This is a genomic window from Pseudomonas sp. 210_17 TE3656, from assembly GCF_054821965.1.
On the sequence record NZ_JBTRBC010000001.1, the window covers coordinates 5,445,047 to 5,463,175 of the forward strand.

The 18,129-nt window shown below is 52.8% G+C and carries 16 protein-coding genes and 1 pseudogene; 11 read left to right on the forward strand and 6 right to left on the reverse strand.

Annotated elements, in window-relative coordinates; genetic code table 11:
• Positions 1–24 precede the first annotated feature (24 nt).
• The 5 genes from ACVI9W_RS24945 to ACVI9W_RS24965 are packed head-to-tail and all read right to left on the reverse strand — an operon-like array spanning position 25 to position 5,287.
• On the reverse strand, positions 25–468 hold the full coding sequence (locus tag ACVI9W_RS24945) for a potassium channel family protein (RefSeq protein ID WP_461531630.1): 444 nt from the start codon (positions 466–468) through the stop codon (positions 25–27).
• Positions 462–1,514 (reverse strand): DUF2955 domain-containing protein, encoded by a 1,053-nt coding sequence (locus ACVI9W_RS24950; RefSeq protein WP_461531631.1) that lies wholly within the window; start codon positions 1,512–1,514, stop codon positions 462–464. Before ACVI9W_RS24950 ends, ACVI9W_RS24945 begins: the two co-directional genes overlap by 7 nt.
• Entirely contained in the window at positions 1,504–2,622 is a 1,119-nt protein-coding gene (locus ACVI9W_RS24955) for an HlyD family secretion protein (protein WP_461531632.1), read from the reverse strand. Before ACVI9W_RS24955 ends, ACVI9W_RS24950 begins: the two co-directional genes overlap by 11 nt.
• Complete coding sequence (locus ACVI9W_RS24960; RefSeq protein ID WP_461531633.1) at positions 2,619–4,127, reverse strand: efflux transporter outer membrane subunit; 1,509 nt, start codon at positions 4,125–4,127, stop codon at positions 2,619–2,621. The genes ACVI9W_RS24955 and ACVI9W_RS24960 overlap by 4 nt, the downstream gene beginning before the upstream one ends.
• A 14-nt stretch (positions 4,128–4,141) precedes the next feature.
• Positions 4,142–5,287, reverse strand: coding sequence for an AI-2E family transporter (locus ACVI9W_RS24965; protein ID WP_461531634.1), 1,146 nt, complete (start codon positions 5,285–5,287; stop codon positions 4,142–4,144).
• A 404-nt stretch (positions 5,288–5,691) separates the two neighbouring features.
• Here ACVI9W_RS24965 and ACVI9W_RS24970 point away from each other — a divergent pair, with 404 nt between their 5' ends.
• The 5 genes from ACVI9W_RS24970 (at position 5,692) to ACVI9W_RS24990 (ending at position 11,186) form a co-directional block, all read left to right on the forward strand.
• Positions 5,692–6,006: a hypothetical protein gene (locus ACVI9W_RS24970; protein ID WP_461531635.1), complete on the forward strand. Its 315-nt coding sequence runs from the start codon at positions 5,692–5,694 to the stop codon at positions 6,004–6,006.
• 695 nt (positions 6,007–6,701) lie between these two features.
• On the forward strand, positions 6,702–8,519 hold the full coding sequence (locus ACVI9W_RS24975) for a transposase (protein ID WP_461531636.1): 1,818 nt from the start codon (positions 6,702–6,704) through the stop codon (positions 8,517–8,519).
• Positions 8,520–8,522: 3 nt separating this feature from the next.
• A complete protein-coding gene (locus ACVI9W_RS24980) occupies positions 8,523–9,395 on the forward strand; it encodes a TniB family NTP-binding protein (protein ID WP_461531637.1) in 873 nt (290 codons plus the stop codon).
• A gap of 174 nt (positions 9,396–9,569) precedes the next feature.
• The gene (locus tag ACVI9W_RS24985) at positions 9,570–10,142 is read left to right on the forward strand and encodes a hypothetical protein (protein ID WP_461531638.1); all 573 of its coding nucleotides are present in this window, start codon (positions 9,570–9,572) and stop codon (positions 10,140–10,142) included.
• A 3-nt stretch (positions 10,143–10,145) separates the two neighbouring features.
• Positions 10,146–11,186, forward strand: a complete 1,041-nt coding sequence (locus ACVI9W_RS24990) for a hypothetical protein (RefSeq protein WP_461531639.1) — start codon at positions 10,146–10,148, stop codon at positions 11,184–11,186.
• Positions 11,187–11,266: 80 nt separating this feature from the next.
• Here ACVI9W_RS24990 and ACVI9W_RS24995 read toward each other — a convergent pair whose 3' ends face one another.
• A complete protein-coding gene (locus ACVI9W_RS24995) occupies positions 11,267–11,737 on the reverse strand; it encodes an XRE family transcriptional regulator (protein ID WP_461531640.1) in 471 nt (156 codons plus the stop codon).
• Between the two features lie 405 nt (positions 11,738–12,142).
• Between ACVI9W_RS24995 and ACVI9W_RS25000 the strand changes: the two are divergent.
• The 6 genes and pseudogenes from ACVI9W_RS25000 to ACVI9W_RS25025 all read left to right on the forward strand — a co-directional run.
• Positions 12,143–12,439: pseudogene (locus ACVI9W_RS25000) on the forward strand (serine/threonine protein phosphatase); the annotation flags it as partial.
• A 28-nt stretch (positions 12,440–12,467) separates the two neighbouring features.
• Positions 12,468–12,653 (forward strand): hypothetical protein, encoded by a 186-nt coding sequence (locus tag ACVI9W_RS25005; RefSeq protein WP_461531641.1) that lies wholly within the window; start codon positions 12,468–12,470, stop codon positions 12,651–12,653.
• 77 nt (positions 12,654–12,730) lie between these two features.
• Positions 12,731–13,072, forward strand: coding sequence for a hypothetical protein (locus tag ACVI9W_RS25010; protein WP_461531642.1), 342 nt, complete (start codon positions 12,731–12,733; stop codon positions 13,070–13,072).
• A gap of 260 nt (positions 13,073–13,332) precedes the next feature.
• Entirely contained in the window at positions 13,333–15,249 is a 1,917-nt protein-coding gene (locus ACVI9W_RS25015) for an ATP-dependent nuclease (protein WP_461531643.1), read from the forward strand.
• Positions 15,246–16,910, forward strand: coding sequence for a UvrD-helicase domain-containing protein (locus ACVI9W_RS25020; RefSeq protein ID WP_461531644.1), 1,665 nt, complete (start codon positions 15,246–15,248; stop codon positions 16,908–16,910). Before ACVI9W_RS25015 ends, ACVI9W_RS25020 begins: the two co-directional genes overlap by 4 nt.
• Positions 16,911–17,174: 264 nt before the next feature.
• The gene (locus ACVI9W_RS25025; RefSeq protein ID WP_461531645.1) at positions 17,175–17,981 is read left to right on the forward strand and encodes a hypothetical protein; all 807 of its coding nucleotides are present in this window, start codon (positions 17,175–17,177) and stop codon (positions 17,979–17,981) included.
• Positions 17,982–18,129 lie beyond the last annotated feature (148 nt).

Here is an 18,129-nt window from a genome sequence, read left to right on the forward strand (position 1 = left end):
GTGGAGACAAGTGCAATTTAGCCTTTACCGTTTTGCATGCTCGCCAGACGTGTGTTGTTTGATGATGTCCATTACGGCAGCGGTCATGATGGCGGTGGAAACGCCGAACATGAGAATGCCATTGGCCGCCTCCAGTGGACTGAGCAGACGCCATTGCTGACTCAGGACCACATCGCCATAACCCAGGGTGGCGAAGGTCACCCCGGAAAAGTACAACGCGGTGATGAAGTCCTCGAACTCACCCAACAGCAGGAACAGCAGCGCCCACAGCGCCATTTGCACATAGTTGCCGATGAGCATCACCACCATGACCATCGACAGCAAACGCACGTCATCGCTCCAGGTAGGGCTCAGGTTCATCTTGTGTCGCAGCGACACATAGCGACGCGCACACAGGGCTAGAAACAATGCCTGCAATACAACACAGAGCACGATCACCGGTAGGCCTACCAGAAAATTGATCAGCATGGGCGAGCCTCTTCAGCGGTTGGGTTGGACGCATTTCGACGTTGCCGGCGCTTATCGAGCAGATGAACCATCGCGCAGGCATATAGGGTGACCAGAATGAACAGCCCCATGCGGATGGCGAAGGCGGTGTAGACATCCTTGCCGGCGGCGCTGTCCTGCACCGACTGGCCGAGCAGAATGATCATGGTCGTCAGGCTGTTGAGCCAGAAGCCCGGTTTGTAGTTGCCAGGGCTCAGCCCGTAGAGCTTTCGGGCCAGCACCAGCCCGAACAGCAGCATCCACAGGAAGAACATCCACAAGTTGACGAACAGGCCCAGGGCGAACCAGAAGAGAATCGCCATCAGGCCGCCGAGCAGGGTCGAGCCGAGCAGCTCCCGCCCGGCAGTGCGCGCACTGGTGGCGGTGCTCTGCTGGCCGAGGTTGACCGACTTCATGATGATCGGCATGTAGCTGGCCGGATCGATCAGCGCCAACAGGAAGGCGGGCATTACCACCAGCGCGGCGCGCAATGCCAGCCAGTTGATTTCATCGGCCGACAGGGCAGGTGTGGGGGCGGGCGGCTGGGTGCCGACCGGGTCAGGGAGCAGCCAGTGGCTGATCGACACCACCGTGACGGCCAGGAGCAAGCCCTTGACCAGCGATACGATCACCTGCAGTGCCAGGTCGAATTCGGTAGCGCCGGCCGCGCTGATCATCGTCAAGCCAACCACCATGAAGGTGGCGACCAGCGGGTTGCCGCCACTCATGCCATAGCGAAACACCAGAAACAGGCACAGGCCGACCAGCATCACGCCGGTTAGCGCGTAGTAATGCAACAGCGGTATCAACAGCAAACCGCTGCCGGTGGTCACCATCAGCACCACGGCCAGGCCCAGGCTGGCCTTGAACGGCAGTGGTCGATTCATCGCCGCCAGCATCGTCAGCGCCAGCATCGGTGCGATGAAAGGGATTGGCAGGGCCAGGCCGAAGCTCGCGGCCAGGCACAGCGCAGTGCCAGTGGCCAGGCGCAGGGCTCGCCTGGCACGGACTTGTTGCTCAGTAGGCATACGACATCCAGCTCATCACGCGCAGGAACAGCCGGCCGAGCAGGTTCAGCGGGTTGCCTTCGCTGGGAAACGCCATGACCTCGGCCTGGCCACCGACACGGATGCCGCTGATGTCGGCCAACTGGCCGGGCGCAAGCTCGATGATCACGGGGAAACGCTGGGCCGGGCGCAGCCAGTCACGACTGTTCTGTATTGTGGGCAAGGTCCCGGCTGGCGTGCTCTGGCCGGTACTGACGCCATAGCCGATGCTGCGCACATGGCCTTCGAATACCGTACCGGGAAGACTATCCAGGACGATGCGTACCGGGGTCCCGGGCCTGACCTTGCCCAGGTTGTTCTCCGTCATGTCGGCGGTGACCCACACATCGTGGATGGCGATCAAGGTCATCAATGGCGCCCCGGCTGCGGCGAACTGGCCGACATCGGTGCGCAGGTCGGTGACCAGGCCGGCCGAGCGGGCACGAACCGTACTGTTGGCCAGGTCCAGTTCGGCCTTGTCGACATTGGCGATGGCGCTGAGCAACTGGGCGTTTTTCTCGTCGCTGCCACCTTGGGTTTCGCGGGCGCGTTCCACTTCTGCCCGCGCTGCGGCGACGTTGGCGACGGCCGCATCGAGGGTGGAGCGGGAAATTTCCAGCCGGCGCAGGGAGATGGTCCCAGGGTCTTCCTTGTACAGGCGCTCAAGGCGTTGGAGGTCTTTGCGGGACATAACCTCGTTGGCCTGGGCGGCTTTCAGGGACGCCAGCTTGGAGTCGATGCCTGCGGTGTTGGCGCCAATCTGCTTGCGGGTGGTCTGCAAGTCGGCACGCGCGCGGTCGACAGCGATTTGGTATTGCTGCGGGTTCACTTCGAACAGCACTTCGCCGGCCTTGACGTCCTGGTTGTTGCGCACGTTGACTTTGGTGACCCTGCCGGCAACCTCTGCCGCCACCGGAACGACAAATGTCTGCACCCGTGCCTGTTGCGTGTAGGGGGTATAGCGGTCGGCCAGCAGGTACCAGACCAGGCTCAGGACGATCAGCACAGCAACCCAATTCAGCGCTTTTTTTGTCGGATCGGCCGCAGGTGGCGGTGCGGTTACTTCCTGCTCTTGTTGGCGGTCACTCAATTGACACCTTCCTTCGCTTCATCGAGCAGGTTGCCCCAGTCGGTGCGTTGCTGCATCTGTTGGCGGGTGGCGGGATCGAGCAGCGGACGGTCACTGTACCAACCGCCGCCGAGGGCCTTGTACAGAGCGATCAGGCTGTTGACGGCCGTGTTGCGATTGACCAGGTAGTTATCCTGTTGGGCGAACAGGGCAGCCTGGGCATCGAGGACCCGCTGGAAATCCGAATAGCCTTCACGGTACTGGGCATTGGCCAGGGATACCGAACGCTCGGCTGCAATCGACGCTTCGCTGAGGATACGGTCGCGCTCCAGGGCCTTGACCAGACCGGTCGCCGCATCGTCGGCCTCACGCGCCGCCTGGCGAACGCTGTCCTGGTAGACGACGATCAATTGTTGCAGGCGGGCATCCTGGATGCGCACGTTGTTGGTGATCCGGCCATGGTCGAACACGTCCCAGCGCAGGCTCGGCCCGCCGATCAGGTCCAGGGTGTTGGAAGTGCCGTTCAGCGAGCTCGCGGACCAGACGATACTGCCCAACAGGCTGATGGAGGGGTAAAGGTCGGCCTCGGCAACACCGATCAGCGCTGACTGGGCCGCGACTTGCGCTTCTGCAGTACGAACATCCGGGCGGCGTAACAGCAGGTCAGCCGGTACCCCCTGCAGCACGGCGCGGTCGACCAAGGGCACCATACCGGTGTTGGTATGGAGTTCCGGCATCGCGCCGGGCGGGCGACCTATCAAGGTGGACAAGGCATTGCGTGTGCTTGCAACCTGCGCCTCGAAATCGGGGATGGTGCTCAAGGTTCCCAGGTACTGGGTCTTGGCCTGTTGCAGATCGAGCTCGGCATTATCACCGCTGGTGAAAAGGCGTTCGGTGATCTCATAGCTGCGCTTCTGCAGTCTGGCGTTGTTCTTGGCGATGAGCAGGCGCGCCTCGGCGGTACGCAACGCGTAGTACGTTTGCGCCACCTGAGCGTGAAGCAGCACCAGAACGTTTTCATAGTTGCTCTGGGCAGCGAACCAGGCGGCGTCGGCCGATTCGATGGCGCGGCTGAAGCGGCCCCAGAAATCCAGTTCCCAGCCGATGTCGAAACCCGCGCTGTGTTGCCACAGATGGCTGTCCTGCGGGTTGTCGCCGCCCCATTGGCGACGCTTGAGGTAGACGCTGTCGGCGCTGATCTGCTGGAATTGCGGGTAGCGGTTACTTAACGCGATGCCCAATTGCGCGCGGGCTTCCATCACCCGCAGGCCGGCGATTTCCAGGTCGGCGTTATGGGCGTCGGCCTCGGCGATCAGATGGTCGAGCACCGGGTCGGTAAATACTTGCCACCACTGGCGGGTATCGGGTTGCACACGTTGCTGGCTGGCAAGTTCCAGGGCCTGAGTGTTCCAGTGCTCGACCCAGGCCTGGGTCGGTGACTGGAAGTCCGGGCCCAGGCGCACACAGCCGCCCAGACTCAGGGCGCCACACAGCAGCAGCCGGCTCATGCGCGCAGGACACGACATCAAGCGCACTCTCCTCAGCCCGGTGGGTGCTCGTTCGGTGTCTCAAGTCGCGGTTGCTCATCGCGCGGTTGTTCATCCAGCACGTCGATTTGCGGTTGGTCCTCGACCCATTGCCAGAACAGTTGATAGGCGACCGCCAGTGCCACCGGCCCGATGAACAGGCCGATGAAACCACCGCTGACCATACCGCCCAAGGCGCCAATCAGGATCACCGGCATAGGCACATCGACGCCGCGGCCCAGCATCAATGGCTTGAGGATGTTGTCGGCCATCCCGGCAATCAGGCTGTAGATGGTGAACACAATGGTGGCAAGCGAGGTGCCTTCAGTGGCAAAGACATAAGCGATTACCGGCAAACTCACGAGAATCACCGGCAACTGCATGATCCCCATCAACAACGCGAGCATGGCCAGCAGCCCGGCACCGGGCACCCCCATGAGCACAAAACCGACCCCCACCAGCAGCATCTGGATAAAGGCGATACCCACCACGCCCTGGGCGACCGCGCGGATGGTCGCGGTGCATAGTTCAATAATGCGCGGGCCGCGCTTGGGGCCGGAGAGGCGGGTGGCGATAGCGATGGCGCTGCGTTCGCCGTTTTCGCCGTAGGCCATGAGCACACCGGCAATGATCAGGGCGCCGATGAATAGCATAAAGCCCACGCCGACACCGGCCATCTTGCCCAGCAAGGTCAAGCCGACCGTCTTGATGTAAGGCATCAACTTCATCAGCACGCTGCTCATGTCGGTCGCCGACTGCACCCAGAAGGTGTAGAGCGGTTTGCCGATGAGGGGCAGGGTGGCGATCTTTTCGTTCGGCAGCGGAATTTCCAGGCTGTCGGACTTGAGCACGGCCAGGGTGCCTTCGATCGAATCACTGATCGAAGTGCCCAGCAGGTAAATCGGTACCATCAGCAAGGCAAGGGCGACAACTACGATCAGGGTAGCGGTGCGACCGTCCTTGTTGCCCAGCTTGCGCTTAAGCATGTTGTGCAGCGGGTACAGGGTAATGGCCAGGATCACTGCCCAGAGCATCAGATTGAGGAAGGGGCGGAATATCTCGAAGCAGAACAGCACCAGCACCGTAATCAGTCCGGCGCGAATCAAAACATCGAGCAACCCACCGGACAGCGCCCTTGCAGACATGTTCGTGCGTAACATTGTCTAGCACCTCGCGATTCGTCACCAGCATCGGGATACGCTTAGGCAGCATAGACGTTGATTTGCCGGGAGATCCAAGCTGATGCAACGAAGTTATGAACCACTGCGCCGCGCAGGCTCGGCCAAAGCCCGCGAAATGGGCGGAGAGGGAACGAGAGGGGTAGGCTATACAACTTTTAGTTGCGCAGCCACAGACGAACAAATATAACTCAACTAAATAGTCATTTAGTGTAGTTATAAACTGTAGCTATAACTGGGAGGAAGGGTAGCTCATTCTTGTTCGCTATCTTCCAAGTTTGTACGGTATCTTTCAAGGGCACGCATAATCGGCACGTGAAATCGGCAACAAGCCCCGTAAATCAAGGGCTCCAGCCAACTGTGATGGCCATTCAAAGGCGTGTGCAATGGGTCACTTCCCGAGCTGGATGCTTCAAAGCGCTCACAATTACCTGATTTCTGTGCCTGACCAGAATCAAGGTGAATCCGGCGAGACCTACAAACTCGACGCCGCAGTGTTGGCCGCAGCTCATCAGTATCTGCAAAGCGCTGACAAAACCAATCGCAAACCCCCTGATAGGCACGATTTGTTGACGCTGTTCCATGCGATACCCGAAGCAATTCGTCGTAGCTTGTCCCTGGACAGCCAGGAAGATTCCTTCGAGAGATACCGCGACGTGTTCACCAACAGCCGGTATCCATATGAGTCGAGCAGCTGGTAATTTTCCGATCCAGTGCTGATGAGATTGCTGCGGTGGACGCTGGCCAACGTGGTTGGCAATTACCAGGAGCAAAGTTCGCGTTTGTCCTGGATTACATCGCTGATGTGACGCTCAGTAAAAAAAGATCATCCCCTCAACGCAGTCTACCTCTTAGCTTTCAGCGGTTTAATCATCCTAAAGTGATTATTAACAAGACGGCGTTTGAACTTTTGATCATTTTTCAGCGTAACAACCCCTCAGCCCAGGAAAATCAAGGCTTGTAGCCGATTCGGTTCCTCACATAAAAATGATGCTTTATAAGCATATGAAATCATTGTATTTTTCCCAGTAGGTCTGGGTATACCGATTTGTAATCGATCATTTTTTGTTGGTCTCAGAAGCGACAGGCGCGTGCTAGGTCGTCCCGGAGGCAACTTGATTTTTTTTCATATAGATTCTCGCGCTGGATTAGCTAAGCTCTTGTTCTCGCAATAAATACAATAAATTGTTTTATATTATATAAATTGACGCTCTCTAGATTCTCGTTTGACAAGAGTAACTTAGCAGCTGGCCTAATATTTGCTATGGCATTTAATGGGCTTTGTTATCTGTCAATATTTCAGTATTGGTAAGAGCGAGCTAAAGCGGCAGGGGCTTTTGACGTATGGATCTTGATTTGTTTAACTTCGGCAAAGCTTAAGTTGCTGGGGTTATGAATGAAGAGGTTCGTAAAAAAAGGAAGTCTTGTAAAGCATGATGAAAAATCATTCCGCGTTATAGCAACTTATCAAGATGGGTCAGTCACGCTTGAAAGTTTGGATGCAGACCATACTTTCAACGTTCCGTTTACCGAAATTGCTCTGCTAGAAATTGATGGCGCACGTGAGGACTACATAGCTGAGCGTCGCCTTGCATGGCTTGAGCAGTCAAAAAACAACCCGAAAGAGATGCAGGTTGCAATCAAGCGCGCAGAAGGCATCGAGCGGTACCGCTCAGGAAAAATTTCACGTTCTACGCTATTACTTGAGATCGAAGTTTCCGTACCTACCTTGACTCGTCTCCTCGGTAGGTATGACCCTGAGTTAGGTGCAGTTTCGCTGATGAGAAGTGCACGAGGTAGAAAAGCCTCCACTCGTATGCTTAGCGATACTCATGAGCAGATCATTGAAGAGGGAATAGCTCGATATCTCAAGAAAACCAATAAACTCACTACTTTCTCTGAGCTATATGAGTACATTGAATCGAAATGTGTGGTGACCGGACTAAAGCCCCCTAGCGCAAATACAGTAAAAAAACGACTCGACGCATTTGGTGCTCGCGCGGTTTACTCCATACGTTATGGTCGCGAACCGATGCTACAGAAGTTTGTTATGAGGCCAGGATCAGTAGACGTCGAAACGATTTTGTCAATGGTGCAGATCGATCATACTAAAGTCGACGTGATAGTTAGAGATGAGGCTGGAAAACCTCTTATGCGACCATGGCTGACTGTAGTTATCGATCTAAAGAGTAGAATTGTTCTTGGGTATTACTTAGCATTGCATCCTCCGAGCGCAGTGAGTGTTGCGATGGCGTTACTTTCTGCATGCTATCCAAAATCGGAGCAGCCATTAATGATGGGCGGCGGGAAAGGTACTATGCACCGCTATTGGGGTACTCCAGCTGCCGTAGGAGCTGACAACGCTGCAGAGTTTACCTCGGACGCTTTTGAAGCAGCTTTGAGTTTTTACAATATTGATCTTCTTTTAAGGCCAATTGGTAAAAAACATTACGGCGGACATGTCGAAAGGTTAATTGGTACATTGATGGGTAAGGTACACATGCTGCCTGGTACCACCTATTCAAATGTTCTGACTAAAGCAGAATATGACTCCGCTAAAGAATCTGCGCTGACATACAAGCAGCTATGCGTATGGTTTGCTGATCAAGTAGCAATATATCACGGCAGGGCCCATGAGGGATTGGCTCGCAAGACTCCTTCCGAAGTGTGGGATGAAGAAATTGGAAAGCTTGGAGCAAGTTATGTTCCGCCGATGCCTGGGGATTTTCGCACTTTTGCGCTGGACTTCTTTCCGTCAATCCAAAGAACTGTTCAGACCAAAGGTGTTGAGTTCAAGGGGGATTTCTATGTTTCATCGGTAGTCCGCAGGCGGGTGGGGCAGCGGCTAATCTTCAAATACAACCCCCTAAATCTTGGAAAAATATGGCTCCGTTTGGATGGAAAGTATTACGAAGTACCGTACTCGGATGTAACTAAAGAATCCATATCATTGAGTGAGTATTGGGCTCGCATAGGATCGGGCAGGCGGCGGAGGGGCGAGCTTGCTGATCCTAGCCTTCATCTGCTTCGGCTCCAAACCCACGAATATGTCGATGGTGCTGTAAAAGAAACTAAAAGAATCAGGCAGAATGCTGCGAAAAGAGATCAGGCAGCTGAGTCAATGAAGCTGTTAAACGACAGTTCGCCTGATGATGCCGACTTTAAGCCACTTTCTGCTGATCAAACGCGTAAAAAATTAGACTGGAAGGGATGACTCATGCCGTTCGAACACCTGGAAGAAAGCCGTCGCTTCGCAATGGAGTTGCCTGATCTGGATCGCATAGACTTCATTCGCAAGGATGTTGTGATTACCACGGAACACCTGAGGAATGTTAAGACTATTGCTTACAATATGATTCATATTCCCAGAGGGTGCATGGAGGCTCCGTGTCTTGTAGTAACTGCTGATAGTAACTATGGGAAGTCTACAATTTGCAATGCAATTCGTGGAATGGATGAAGGGTGGTGTCGTAAAATTCGTTATGTTAACTTTGTGCGCGACACTAAGAATATTAGGGCGCGACCTAGGCCGGGTGAAAAACTCATGCGTGCGTTGGGTTTGGATCCTGGAAAAACTGGGGTCGACATTTCGATTATCACCGAGTATTGCCTAGCAAACGATGTCAGGGCGGTTTTCATGGACGAGTTCCAAGACTCTATTCTGCAGTTGTCTAATCAAGAGCAATTGGCATTTTTATCAATGCTGCGTGGGATGTGTGGCCCGCCCGCATATTTGAGTTTTTTTGTGTTCGGTGTGGCTGAAGCGCTTAATGCACTGCAGTTCGATCCACAGTACGTCCGACGCTTCGAGAAGTACGAGGTGACGAGATGGCAGCGGAGTGATTCGGAGTACCTGAATTTCCTCGATACTTGGGAGAGCATTATGCCGCTAGCATATCCTTCTAAACTATCCTCTGCTGAACTCAGCAGTGCGATTCACAATAAAACAGGCGGAGTTATTGGCTGCCTCTGTGACCTGCTCAAAGCTGCGGGTGCTTATGCTATTTCATCCGGCACTGAGAAAATTACGATTGAAACTCTTAAGAAGGCGGAAAAATCAAGATGGCTCCAAGAGATGCCGAGTAGGTGAATTTATATGAAAGTCTTGAGGTGCCAATTTCAAAGGCAAGCAAAGACACAAATCTTAAGCTCCCTGCATGAGAAAGACCTAGTTCTCTTACAGGGAGAGCCACTTTCGGGAAAAAGCACTCTGGTTTCGCTACTATTCTCGAAAATAGAAAGATTTGAGAGTAGGTGGCCGATAGTGATCCGCTCTCCCCATCTGCATTTGTGTGGCTCGCTGCGGCATTCATTCGCGAGCGCACTAGGACTACCAAGTTGGGTTGCTAGTGATTCATCTAGCGGGCTCCTCAGTGTCCTGCGTGAGTTGGATGATGAGGGGGTGTCGGTGCTTCTCGTAATCGACGATATTGATGCTTTTCTTCTAGGGTCGGCATCAAAGTACGCCGAGTCATGTGATTTTATATGTTATATATCCAAAACAATTAAATCCCTGAAGGTTTTTGGGACTTTTTCGCGACTTGAACGAATCGATACTCTTGCTAATGATTTGGCTTTCAGTAGGTATCGCATCTTGAAACTTTCGAGCTGGTCAGTCGCGAGCGGTTTTGTTGATTTTGTAGGGTATGTGGCAATAACCTTTGGCATCAAAAAACATCAAGTTTCTAAGGAGGATTTTCTGAGGGATTTATTTCAGCTAACAAGTGGGGCTACCGGATCTGTAATTCAAACTATAAAAATTCTGGGGATAAGCGGAGTGCTTGCCGATGGGAAAATCGCAACTCCTGAGGATCTTGCAAGTCTTTGGACGTACTGAGTTATGAGAATTGAAGAACGAGGTGCTCATCCAAAAGTCATCATGGGTGAAACCATGTTGTCTTGGGTTTTTCGGGGGTTGTCTCTAGGCTGGCTAAAAGACCCACATCTATTTCGTAAGGTCATTCAAAAAAATTATAGTTTAGAGTTTTCTGAAGCTGGTTTGGTTCCGGAATGGCCGCTGAGTGTTAGCCCTGATCTGGAGTTTGATAATCTCAGTGGATTAGCACCCATATTTTGCGACACCTACCGAGTATCTACAGAGGTACTTGGTAATTATTTTGGGGATAACGGGTTACTATTGACCACGTTGCGCTACAGGAACCTTTCATGCGAGGATTGCTTGACTTATGGCTTTTTTACGTATCGATTTCCAGTCTGGAAGAAGGAATGGTGTTATGTCACATCTGCGTATTGTCCAATTCACTTAAAGCCACTTAAAGCTCCAGCAGCGCTTCCCCCAGTTGAACGCCGTATGTGGGATTGCTATTTATATGCTTTACGGAGAGGGCGTATTCCGGTTACGTCTGAGGAAAAGTGGCTGGCCATTTTGGCGCTTAAAGCGCAATCCTGGATACAGAAACGCACCATCCATGATAGCGAGGAGTCTGAGGCACTACATGTTCTCTATGGGCTGTTTCTGAGTAAACGTACTATTCACGCTGCTGAGGGCGTCGCCGCATCAGGTTTTGGTCATCCTCGGAGATCTCTGTATCGCGGAAAGCTGGACTTACAATGCCGATTGGAATTCGGGATGCACAGTGCCGATGGAACCCAGCGTGGCGGCGCACTATTACTACTCGGTTGGATTGTAGGATTATTTCCTACCAAGGACATCGAAGGGGCAATTCGAGGAAATAGGATGATACGACGATCGCTGCCTAGGAATCCGCGCATGCTTGGAACATTGGCCGCGCGCGTTTGCACGACCAAACAAGAAGGTGAATTGATCACTAAAATGATGCTACCGCTGAAAACAATCAACTCCGAAAGTTTCCATGAATTTTGGAATGGTTTCGACGTAGCTGTGTCGTCCTTACGATAAACGGAAAAACGTGGCATCAGTGTTCCGTAGAGATTTTCCGTAGCCGCTTAGCTATCGAGCAGCTTTGGCACAGTAACTGTTCATTTTTTCCAATACTCCATCACCGACGTCAACGCCAATCCCAACCTGGTAGCAGCTTGCTGAGGTAACAGACCTTCAGCTTTAAGCGAGAGCACCGCCTTCTCATTGTCAGCGTTCAGCGGTCTACCGCGAGACCTCTTGACCAGGGAACCGCCAGCGTCGAATTGCTCCCGAATCAGCTCCATCCCGCCGGCGCCTTCAAAGTCGTTCAGCTTGGCCATTGAGTCGAGAATCTTTTCCCGCGGGACAACTCCTTCACGCACGGACACACACAACGCCATTAGAGCGATCGAATCAAGACCCAAGGATTCTGCGAGAGCGTCGAACTGCTCAAGGGTGACGCTCGTTTGGGCGTTCTCGAGCTCAGCGATTTTGCGACGGTGCGTGGCGTCCGAGAGATCGGCATACCGGGCACCACGGACGAGGCGGAGCGCGCGCAGCACCCCTGCGAAAGCTGTTCTGAGATCCATGACTCGCTCAAAAGTCAGGATATAGCCACATCCGGCCTTTACGAATAAACGCTAAATCAGTGTATTATTCGTAATCGCTGGATGACCCTAGACCTGTGCGTTGAGGTCAGAGAAGGTCGGTAGGACACCTTCAGCCTTCTCAGCAGCAGCGCTAAACGAGGTTCAGCAGGTGGAAAACCGCAGAAATCAAGCTCCCCCAGAAAGCGGAAGAGCACCAATGCGGGGTATGCCCGGTCTGTGTGACGTCAGGAACTTTAAGCATCTATTGCCAGTGTCCTCTCTCTGGCAATGTGTGTCGATAACGAGGTAGTGAAGGTGTTTGTAACCAACGGAGATGCGATCAAGGGGCGTTTCAAAGCTGATGACAGTGAACGGCTGCTCTGGAAAGCGGTTGAGCTCAATCCTGTCACCACTCGTGAGTTCTTGGTCACAGAGCTCGCCAAAGATTTTGAGCGTAAGACCGTGGTGATCACTCACCACTGCCCAATCCAAGAGGTCGCGGGTGATGGACACGAAGGCCATCTGGGTGCCGCCTACTTCAATGAATGGCATGACTTGGTTGCCCAGGCTGACGTTTGGATTTTCGGTCATACGCATCATGCAGTCGACACAATCGTCTCGGGCTGTCGGGTCATCTCGAATCCGCGAGGCTATCCAGGAGAGCGCACTGGTTTTTCACCAGACTTCACCATTGAGGTTTGACATGGTACCGCCTGCAGGAGCGAGCAATTTGAGCTTTGAAAAGGAAGAGCTGATGTCAGCTGAGATCAACATCGAGTACCACTGCAAGAGCCTGCCAGATTTCCAGCTCAAGCGGCTCATACGAGCGATGCCTTACAAATACTCGCCGCCTGTCACTGCGTACTTGAGCGATGTCTTCATCACGGCGGAATGCGCTGTCGGCAATCGCCTGTGACTGGCCGGCCTATACAGTGACCTTTCTTCTCGCAGCGAAGCTTGCGAGAAAGGGGTCGCCAACACATGAGGTTTTACATGGTCAGACGCAGGACACCGATTTCCTCATCCAAGATTTTCGACACTCCTTTAGCTGCTATGCCAAGCAGCGTGATCAAGGCGATGCATATCGATTTTGGTTGGGAGATCAAAGCATTTTTGTCATCTGTTGAGTACGGAGCAGGAGAGCTCTTTCTGAAGGGCATTGTGTTCCGTGATCGTGATAAGCGATTCGATGATGGTGATCCAATTCGAACCTCCTTTATCATGGGCTCTAAAGAGATCCAAGGGTATCTGGTGGTGCAAACGCTTAGTAGCCGTTACGTGATTTGTGACTGGGCAGGTGATGGTGCTAGAGGTAACTCTAAAACTCAGGACTGAATCAGACAGTTAAGATAATGAGCGTCTATGAAGCGAGTAAACCGGAGAGCTGGATAAGACTTTGTCATGACTCAGAAAATGGGGGCTCAGCTATGCCGGGCCTCCATCCTTGTAACTCCGGTCTTCATGGCCTGCGCGCTCCGCTTGCGTGAATGACCTACTTCTCGATTAGTGGCCCTCTACCATCACTCCGTGAAATGAGCTTATTCTCCTCCCACCCTGACTGGTGGAAGCCAGTGCATCATGGACGGAGAGAGGCAATGAAGCTGCACAGTGTTCGACTGAAAAATTTTCAATCCTTCGGCAAGCCGACCTCGATCTCTTTTGAGGATTCCACGTTTCTGATCGGCCCGAACGGAGCAGGCAAAACTGCCGTTCTACAGGCGTTGTGCCGGATGTTCTGCTTCGATCCGTCGCTGCGTCGGATTCGCCGTTCCGATTTTTACGTATCGTTCGATGAGGTGGAGGCACCCGAAGAGCGTTCTCTGTGGCTTGAAGCGGATTTTCACTTCCCTGAGCTACTGAAGGAAGACGACAACGCGACCGTGGCGCCTCATTTCGCCCATATGCGAATGGACTCACCAGATGGCATTCCCCGTGTCAGATATCGTCTTGAGGCCACCATGGGCATCGCCGGTGATATCGAGGAAACACTCCTGTACGTTTTGGACGCAAACGAAGAGGGTGTCGCGCTGACTACAGCGCCAGTGACCCGGCACCACCGCAATGCCATTCAGATGCATTATCTCCCGGCGCGGCGTGACCCGGCTGACCACATAGCCTACGGCGCTAACGCACTCCTTGGGCGTTTACTACGGGCTGTGGATTGGGAGTTGGATCGAGGAGTTGTACAGGCGCTGACTGATCAGATCAGTGAGTCGCTATCCTCCAACGTATCCATCAAGGCCTTCAGCGAAATTCTGAGTACCACCTGGAAGGGACTACATCGTGGCACCTTCTTCTCTGATCCTAAGCTGACCTTCATCACATCGGAAATAGAGTCACTACTGCGCCATATGTCGGTGTCTTTTACCCCTGGCCACGACGACAACCTGGTGGATTTCTCGCGACTGTCGGATGGCCAGAAATCGATGCTGTATCTCTCCCTGGTTCTGTCATCTCATGCGATAGGTCGCGCCGTACTGAAAGGCGAATCTATGGCATTCGACGTCCAGAGGCTCAAGCCACCGTCGTTCACCCTGATCGCCATCGAAGAGCCGGAAAACAGTCTCTCTCCTCACTATCTGGGAAGAATCGTCAACGCTTTGAACACTTCAATTGGCGGTGCGGATTCTCAGGCGTTGATTGCTACCCACGCACCCTCCATGCTGAGGCGGGTAGACCCCGAGCATATTCGCTACCTCCGACTTAATGGGAATCGTGTCACTGAGGTTTCGACGATCCAACTACCCGAAAAAGACGGCGATGCTCGAAAGTTCGTAAGGGAGGCAGTCCAAGCGTTCCCAGAGATCTACTTCTCTCGCCTGGTTGTACTAGGGGAGGGGGATAGCGAGGAGATCGTTCTCCCGCGAATCCTGAAAGCCAAGGGAGCACCGGTAGACGAGTCTGCGGTCACCATTGCACCGCTCGGAGGACGCCATGTGAACCACTTCTGGCGGCTCCTTGAGGGACTGGGCACCCCATATCTGACGTTGCTGGATTTGGACGTTTCCAGGTACCAAGGTGGATGGGGCCGGATTCACTACGTCAATAACCAACTGAAGCTCTACAATCCGGCCCAACAGCTGCCAGCTGGCTGGACTATTCCGAATTGGGATGCGGTGGACGTACCAATTAGGAAGAAGAACCGTTTCGGCGAGCTTTATCTTGTCAAGGAGCTTGAGCAGCGAAGAGTGTTCTTCTCGGCTCCGATGGATCTCGACTTCTCAATGATAAGCTCATATCCGGACGCCTATGGTGTAGAGCGTGCCGTGCCGGATGAAGCGACTCTCAAGGCTGTCCTTGGCAAGAAACGGCATGAACCAGAGCAGTATTCTGACGAGGAGCAAGAGCTATTCGCCTCTTATCATTCCAAGTTCAAGCTGGGTAGTAAGCCCGCAGCTCATATCGCGGCGCTCGCCGAGCTCTCTGACGAAGATCTTCTAAAGAATCTACCGTCTTCGTTCAACCGTCTTGCTGACGCCGTGATTACTGCTCTGGAAGGTCTGCCGGAATGACGAGCGTAGAAGCATGGTCGCCCGCCGACGGGTTAACCCTTGAGAAGAACGCACTGTTTGCAGTGAAGGAGCTTGAGCGGTCACTCGCTCTGACGGCGGGCCCAGGCGCCGGTAAGACTGAGGTGTTAGCGCAACGCGCTGATTTCATGCTCAGAACTGGTGAGTGCAGGTACCCCAAACGAATTCTAGCCATCTCGTTTAAGGTCGACGCGAGTAAAAACCTCAAGCAGCGTGTACAGAAGAGATGTGGTTTCGAGCTGGCATCACGCTTTGATAGCTACACCTTCCATGGCTTCGCAAAGCGCATCGTCGACCGGTTCAGGCCTGCATTGCTGGGGGACGACTACCTAGAGCCAGGCTACAAAATTGGCACGCAGTTCATTCGTGGAAAGCAGATCAAGCTCGACCAGCTGATCCCGCTGGCTATCAAGATACTGTCCTCTTGTGCGGCGTCCCGCAACGCTCTCTGCCAAACCTACAGCGATGTTTTCCTAGACGAGTTTCAAGACTGCACCACTCAGCAATACCAGCTACTCCACCTCATATTTCTAGGCAAGCCCATACGGTTGACCGCTGTGGGCGATGTGAAGCAAAAGATAATGGGGTGGGCTGGAGCAATGGATGGCATCTTTGCCAAATTCGTCGATGATTTTGGGGCAAAACCCGTCCACCTCTTCAGGAATTTCAGGTCAAAGCCTCGGTTGCTGCGCATGCAAAACGAGGTAATCCGGGCTCTTGATCCTGAAGCCGTCATGGCTGGTGAGCTGATTGCCGGCGATGAAGGGGAAATCATCGCTTATCACTTTGAAAACTCTGAGCGAGAAGCTGCCTACATAGTGGATGCGATTAAAAAATGGGTCACGGTTGACCAGATTCCTCTACATGAGATAGCCATTCTGTTCTCTCGGCAGATCAGCGATTACGGGACGTACATCATGGCGGGCCTCGACGCGGCTGGTATCCCGTACCGAAACGAACACCTGTCTCAAGACCTAGTCAATGAGCCGGTGGCTCGCTTGATCATCGACTACCTCGCTTGTCTTTACAGGCCGAGAGAGCCGAAGGGGTGGATGCGGTTGATGGAGCAGTTTTCCGTGGTTGACTCAGAAGACAGTGAATCCACTGCACAGGCCGCATTTGAATTGATCTACGGAGCACACCGAAAGCGCGTCAAGGCGCTAGCTCGGTCTATCCAGCCGTATGATTCTTGGTGGGATATGGCTCAAGAATTCCTTGAGAAAGTGGGGCTACCAATGTTGACGTCTCTGTCGCAAGACTACGAAGCGCATGCCAGGCTCGCAGAAGTTGTGGCTCAGACCCATCAACAGCTCAACGTGCTGTATGAGCAAGGTTCGGATTTGTTGAGTGCATTGGATCGATTTTCCAATGACCAGGCAATCAGGCTGCTTACGGTTCACAAAAGCAAGGGATTAGAGTTCCACTCGGTCATCATGCCAGCGATTGAAACACAGACTTTTTGGGGAAACCCCTACGAGGAGCGATGTTCTTTCTTTGTCGGGGTTTCTCGAGCGAAAGACCGGTTGCTGCTGACCAACTGCGAGAAGCGCTTTATGCCGCCGACACACCCACCAAGGTGGAGTGAGTCACGTAGCCAGCATGCCGAGTTCTTGGGGTACATCGTCCCGTTCCTATCCACATGAGACGTGGATGTTCGGCGTTCCGCCGCACCTTGGCGCTGGCGGACATCCATCCTATTCACCATCCTAGGCCCTCGTGCTCCGCTTGCCTGGTTGCGGCTGAAGGCGTCAATGAGTGAGTAGCCCCGAGCCACCTACAGACTGAATATTTATCAATAGTAATAATGAGACCTGCGTTTACATAGTGGTTGTTCTGAGTTCCTAATTGCTTTCAGATTCTAAGAAATAATGTAATAGGCTGAGTTTTGGATGATTGGGAGAGGTTCTGTGGGTTATAGTAAGATGGTTGTTATATTTTTGGATGTGCTAGGTTCTAAAAATATGACGGAATTTGACACCAAGCTTAAGATTCATAATCTATTTCATGGCAGTATTCAGGAAAGCCAGCGTCGCCAGAGTTCAGGTGACTTAGGTCATGTGATTTATGATAGGAGGTTGTTCAGCTTCTCTGACTGTGCATTTATATTCTACTTTTATAAGGAAGGTATTGCTGAGTCAAGAAAAGACGAAAAGAAACTAATGGGAGTAGCCTTGTATAATACCTCTCTTTTGATTACTAAGATCATGAGTGAGGGTTTTTATGTGAGAGGCGGTGCTACGTATGGTGATGCTTTCATTGATGGTGTTAGCTTCTTTGGCCCAGCGGTTGATCGCGCTTTCTATATAGAAAGTAATCTATCAAAAATGCCACGGCTAATGATTGATCCTGATATTGGTCGTGAGCAGTATGAGTATGAGGCGGAGATATACGCCCGCCCAGAAGTTGTACAGGCACAGTCGCTCACCAAGAAAAGAATTTCAACGATAGTTTTGCGTGAAGATGATGGCTTTTATCTCAATGCTCTTTACCATCTTGAGATGGAAGGGTCGATGAAATATGAAGGCGAGATGCTGACTTTGGATGGTGTGAAGTGCAATTTACTTTGTGCAATAGAAAGAAACATTAATATTTATAATGAGGAAAACTTTCCTCGAGAATACGCCAAGTTGAGCTGGCTAAAGAAGTATGTGGAGGGTACATCATCCTGCCTAAGAGACGGGGTTTATAGTCATAGCGAGACAGTGAGGGTTTAAATTACTCTTTGGTATTGTGGCTCTGCTTTAAATTACTCGCAAGCGTACCCATAGCGGGGAGAAGTTGGCCATGGTTTCTCCCGGCAGAGGCGTTTTCAGCGGTCAGTATGGACAAGCATGGAGAACCGATTTTCTCAACAAAACGGGT

Excerpts from the sequence above, each read along its gene's own strand:
- ACVI9W_RS24945 (WP_461531630.1), bottom strand. The coding sequence starts at position 468 with ATGCTGATCAATTTTCTGGTAGGCCTACCGGTGATCGTGCTCTGTGTT.
- ACVI9W_RS24975 (WP_461531636.1), top strand. The coding sequence starts at position 6,702 with ATGAAGAGGTTCGTAAAAAAAGGAAGTCTTGTAAAGCATGATGAAAAA.
- ACVI9W_RS25010 (WP_461531642.1), top strand. The coding sequence starts at position 12,731 with ATGGTCAGACGCAGGACACCGATTTCCTCATCCAAGATTTTCGACACT.
- ACVI9W_RS25015 (WP_461531643.1), top strand. The coding sequence starts at position 13,333 with ATGAAGCTGCACAGTGTTCGACTGAAAAATTTTCAATCCTTCGGCAAG.
- ACVI9W_RS25020 (WP_461531644.1), top strand. The coding sequence starts at position 15,246 with ATGACGAGCGTAGAAGCATGGTCGCCCGCCGACGGGTTAACCCTTGAG.
- ACVI9W_RS24965 (WP_461531634.1), bottom strand. The coding sequence starts at position 5,287 with ATGTTACGCACGAACATGTCTGCAAGGGCGCTGTCCGGTGGGTTGCTC.
- ACVI9W_RS24960 (WP_461531633.1), bottom strand. The coding sequence starts at position 4,127 with ATGTCGTGTCCTGCGCGCATGAGCCGGCTGCTGCTGTGTGGCGCCCTG.
- ACVI9W_RS24980 (WP_461531637.1), top strand. The coding sequence starts at position 8,523 with ATGCCGTTCGAACACCTGGAAGAAAGCCGTCGCTTCGCAATGGAGTTG.
- ACVI9W_RS24995 (WP_461531640.1), bottom strand. The coding sequence starts at position 11,737 with ATGGATCTCAGAACAGCTTTCGCAGGGGTGCTGCGCGCGCTCCGCCTC.
- ACVI9W_RS24990 (WP_461531639.1), top strand. The coding sequence starts at position 10,146 with ATGAGAATTGAAGAACGAGGTGCTCATCCAAAAGTCATCATGGGTGAA.
- ACVI9W_RS24950 (WP_461531631.1), bottom strand. The coding sequence starts at position 1,514 with ATGCCTACTGAGCAACAAGTCCGTGCCAGGCGAGCCCTGCGCCTGGCC.
- ACVI9W_RS24970 (WP_461531635.1), top strand. The coding sequence starts at position 5,692 with ATGGGTCACTTCCCGAGCTGGATGCTTCAAAGCGCTCACAATTACCTG.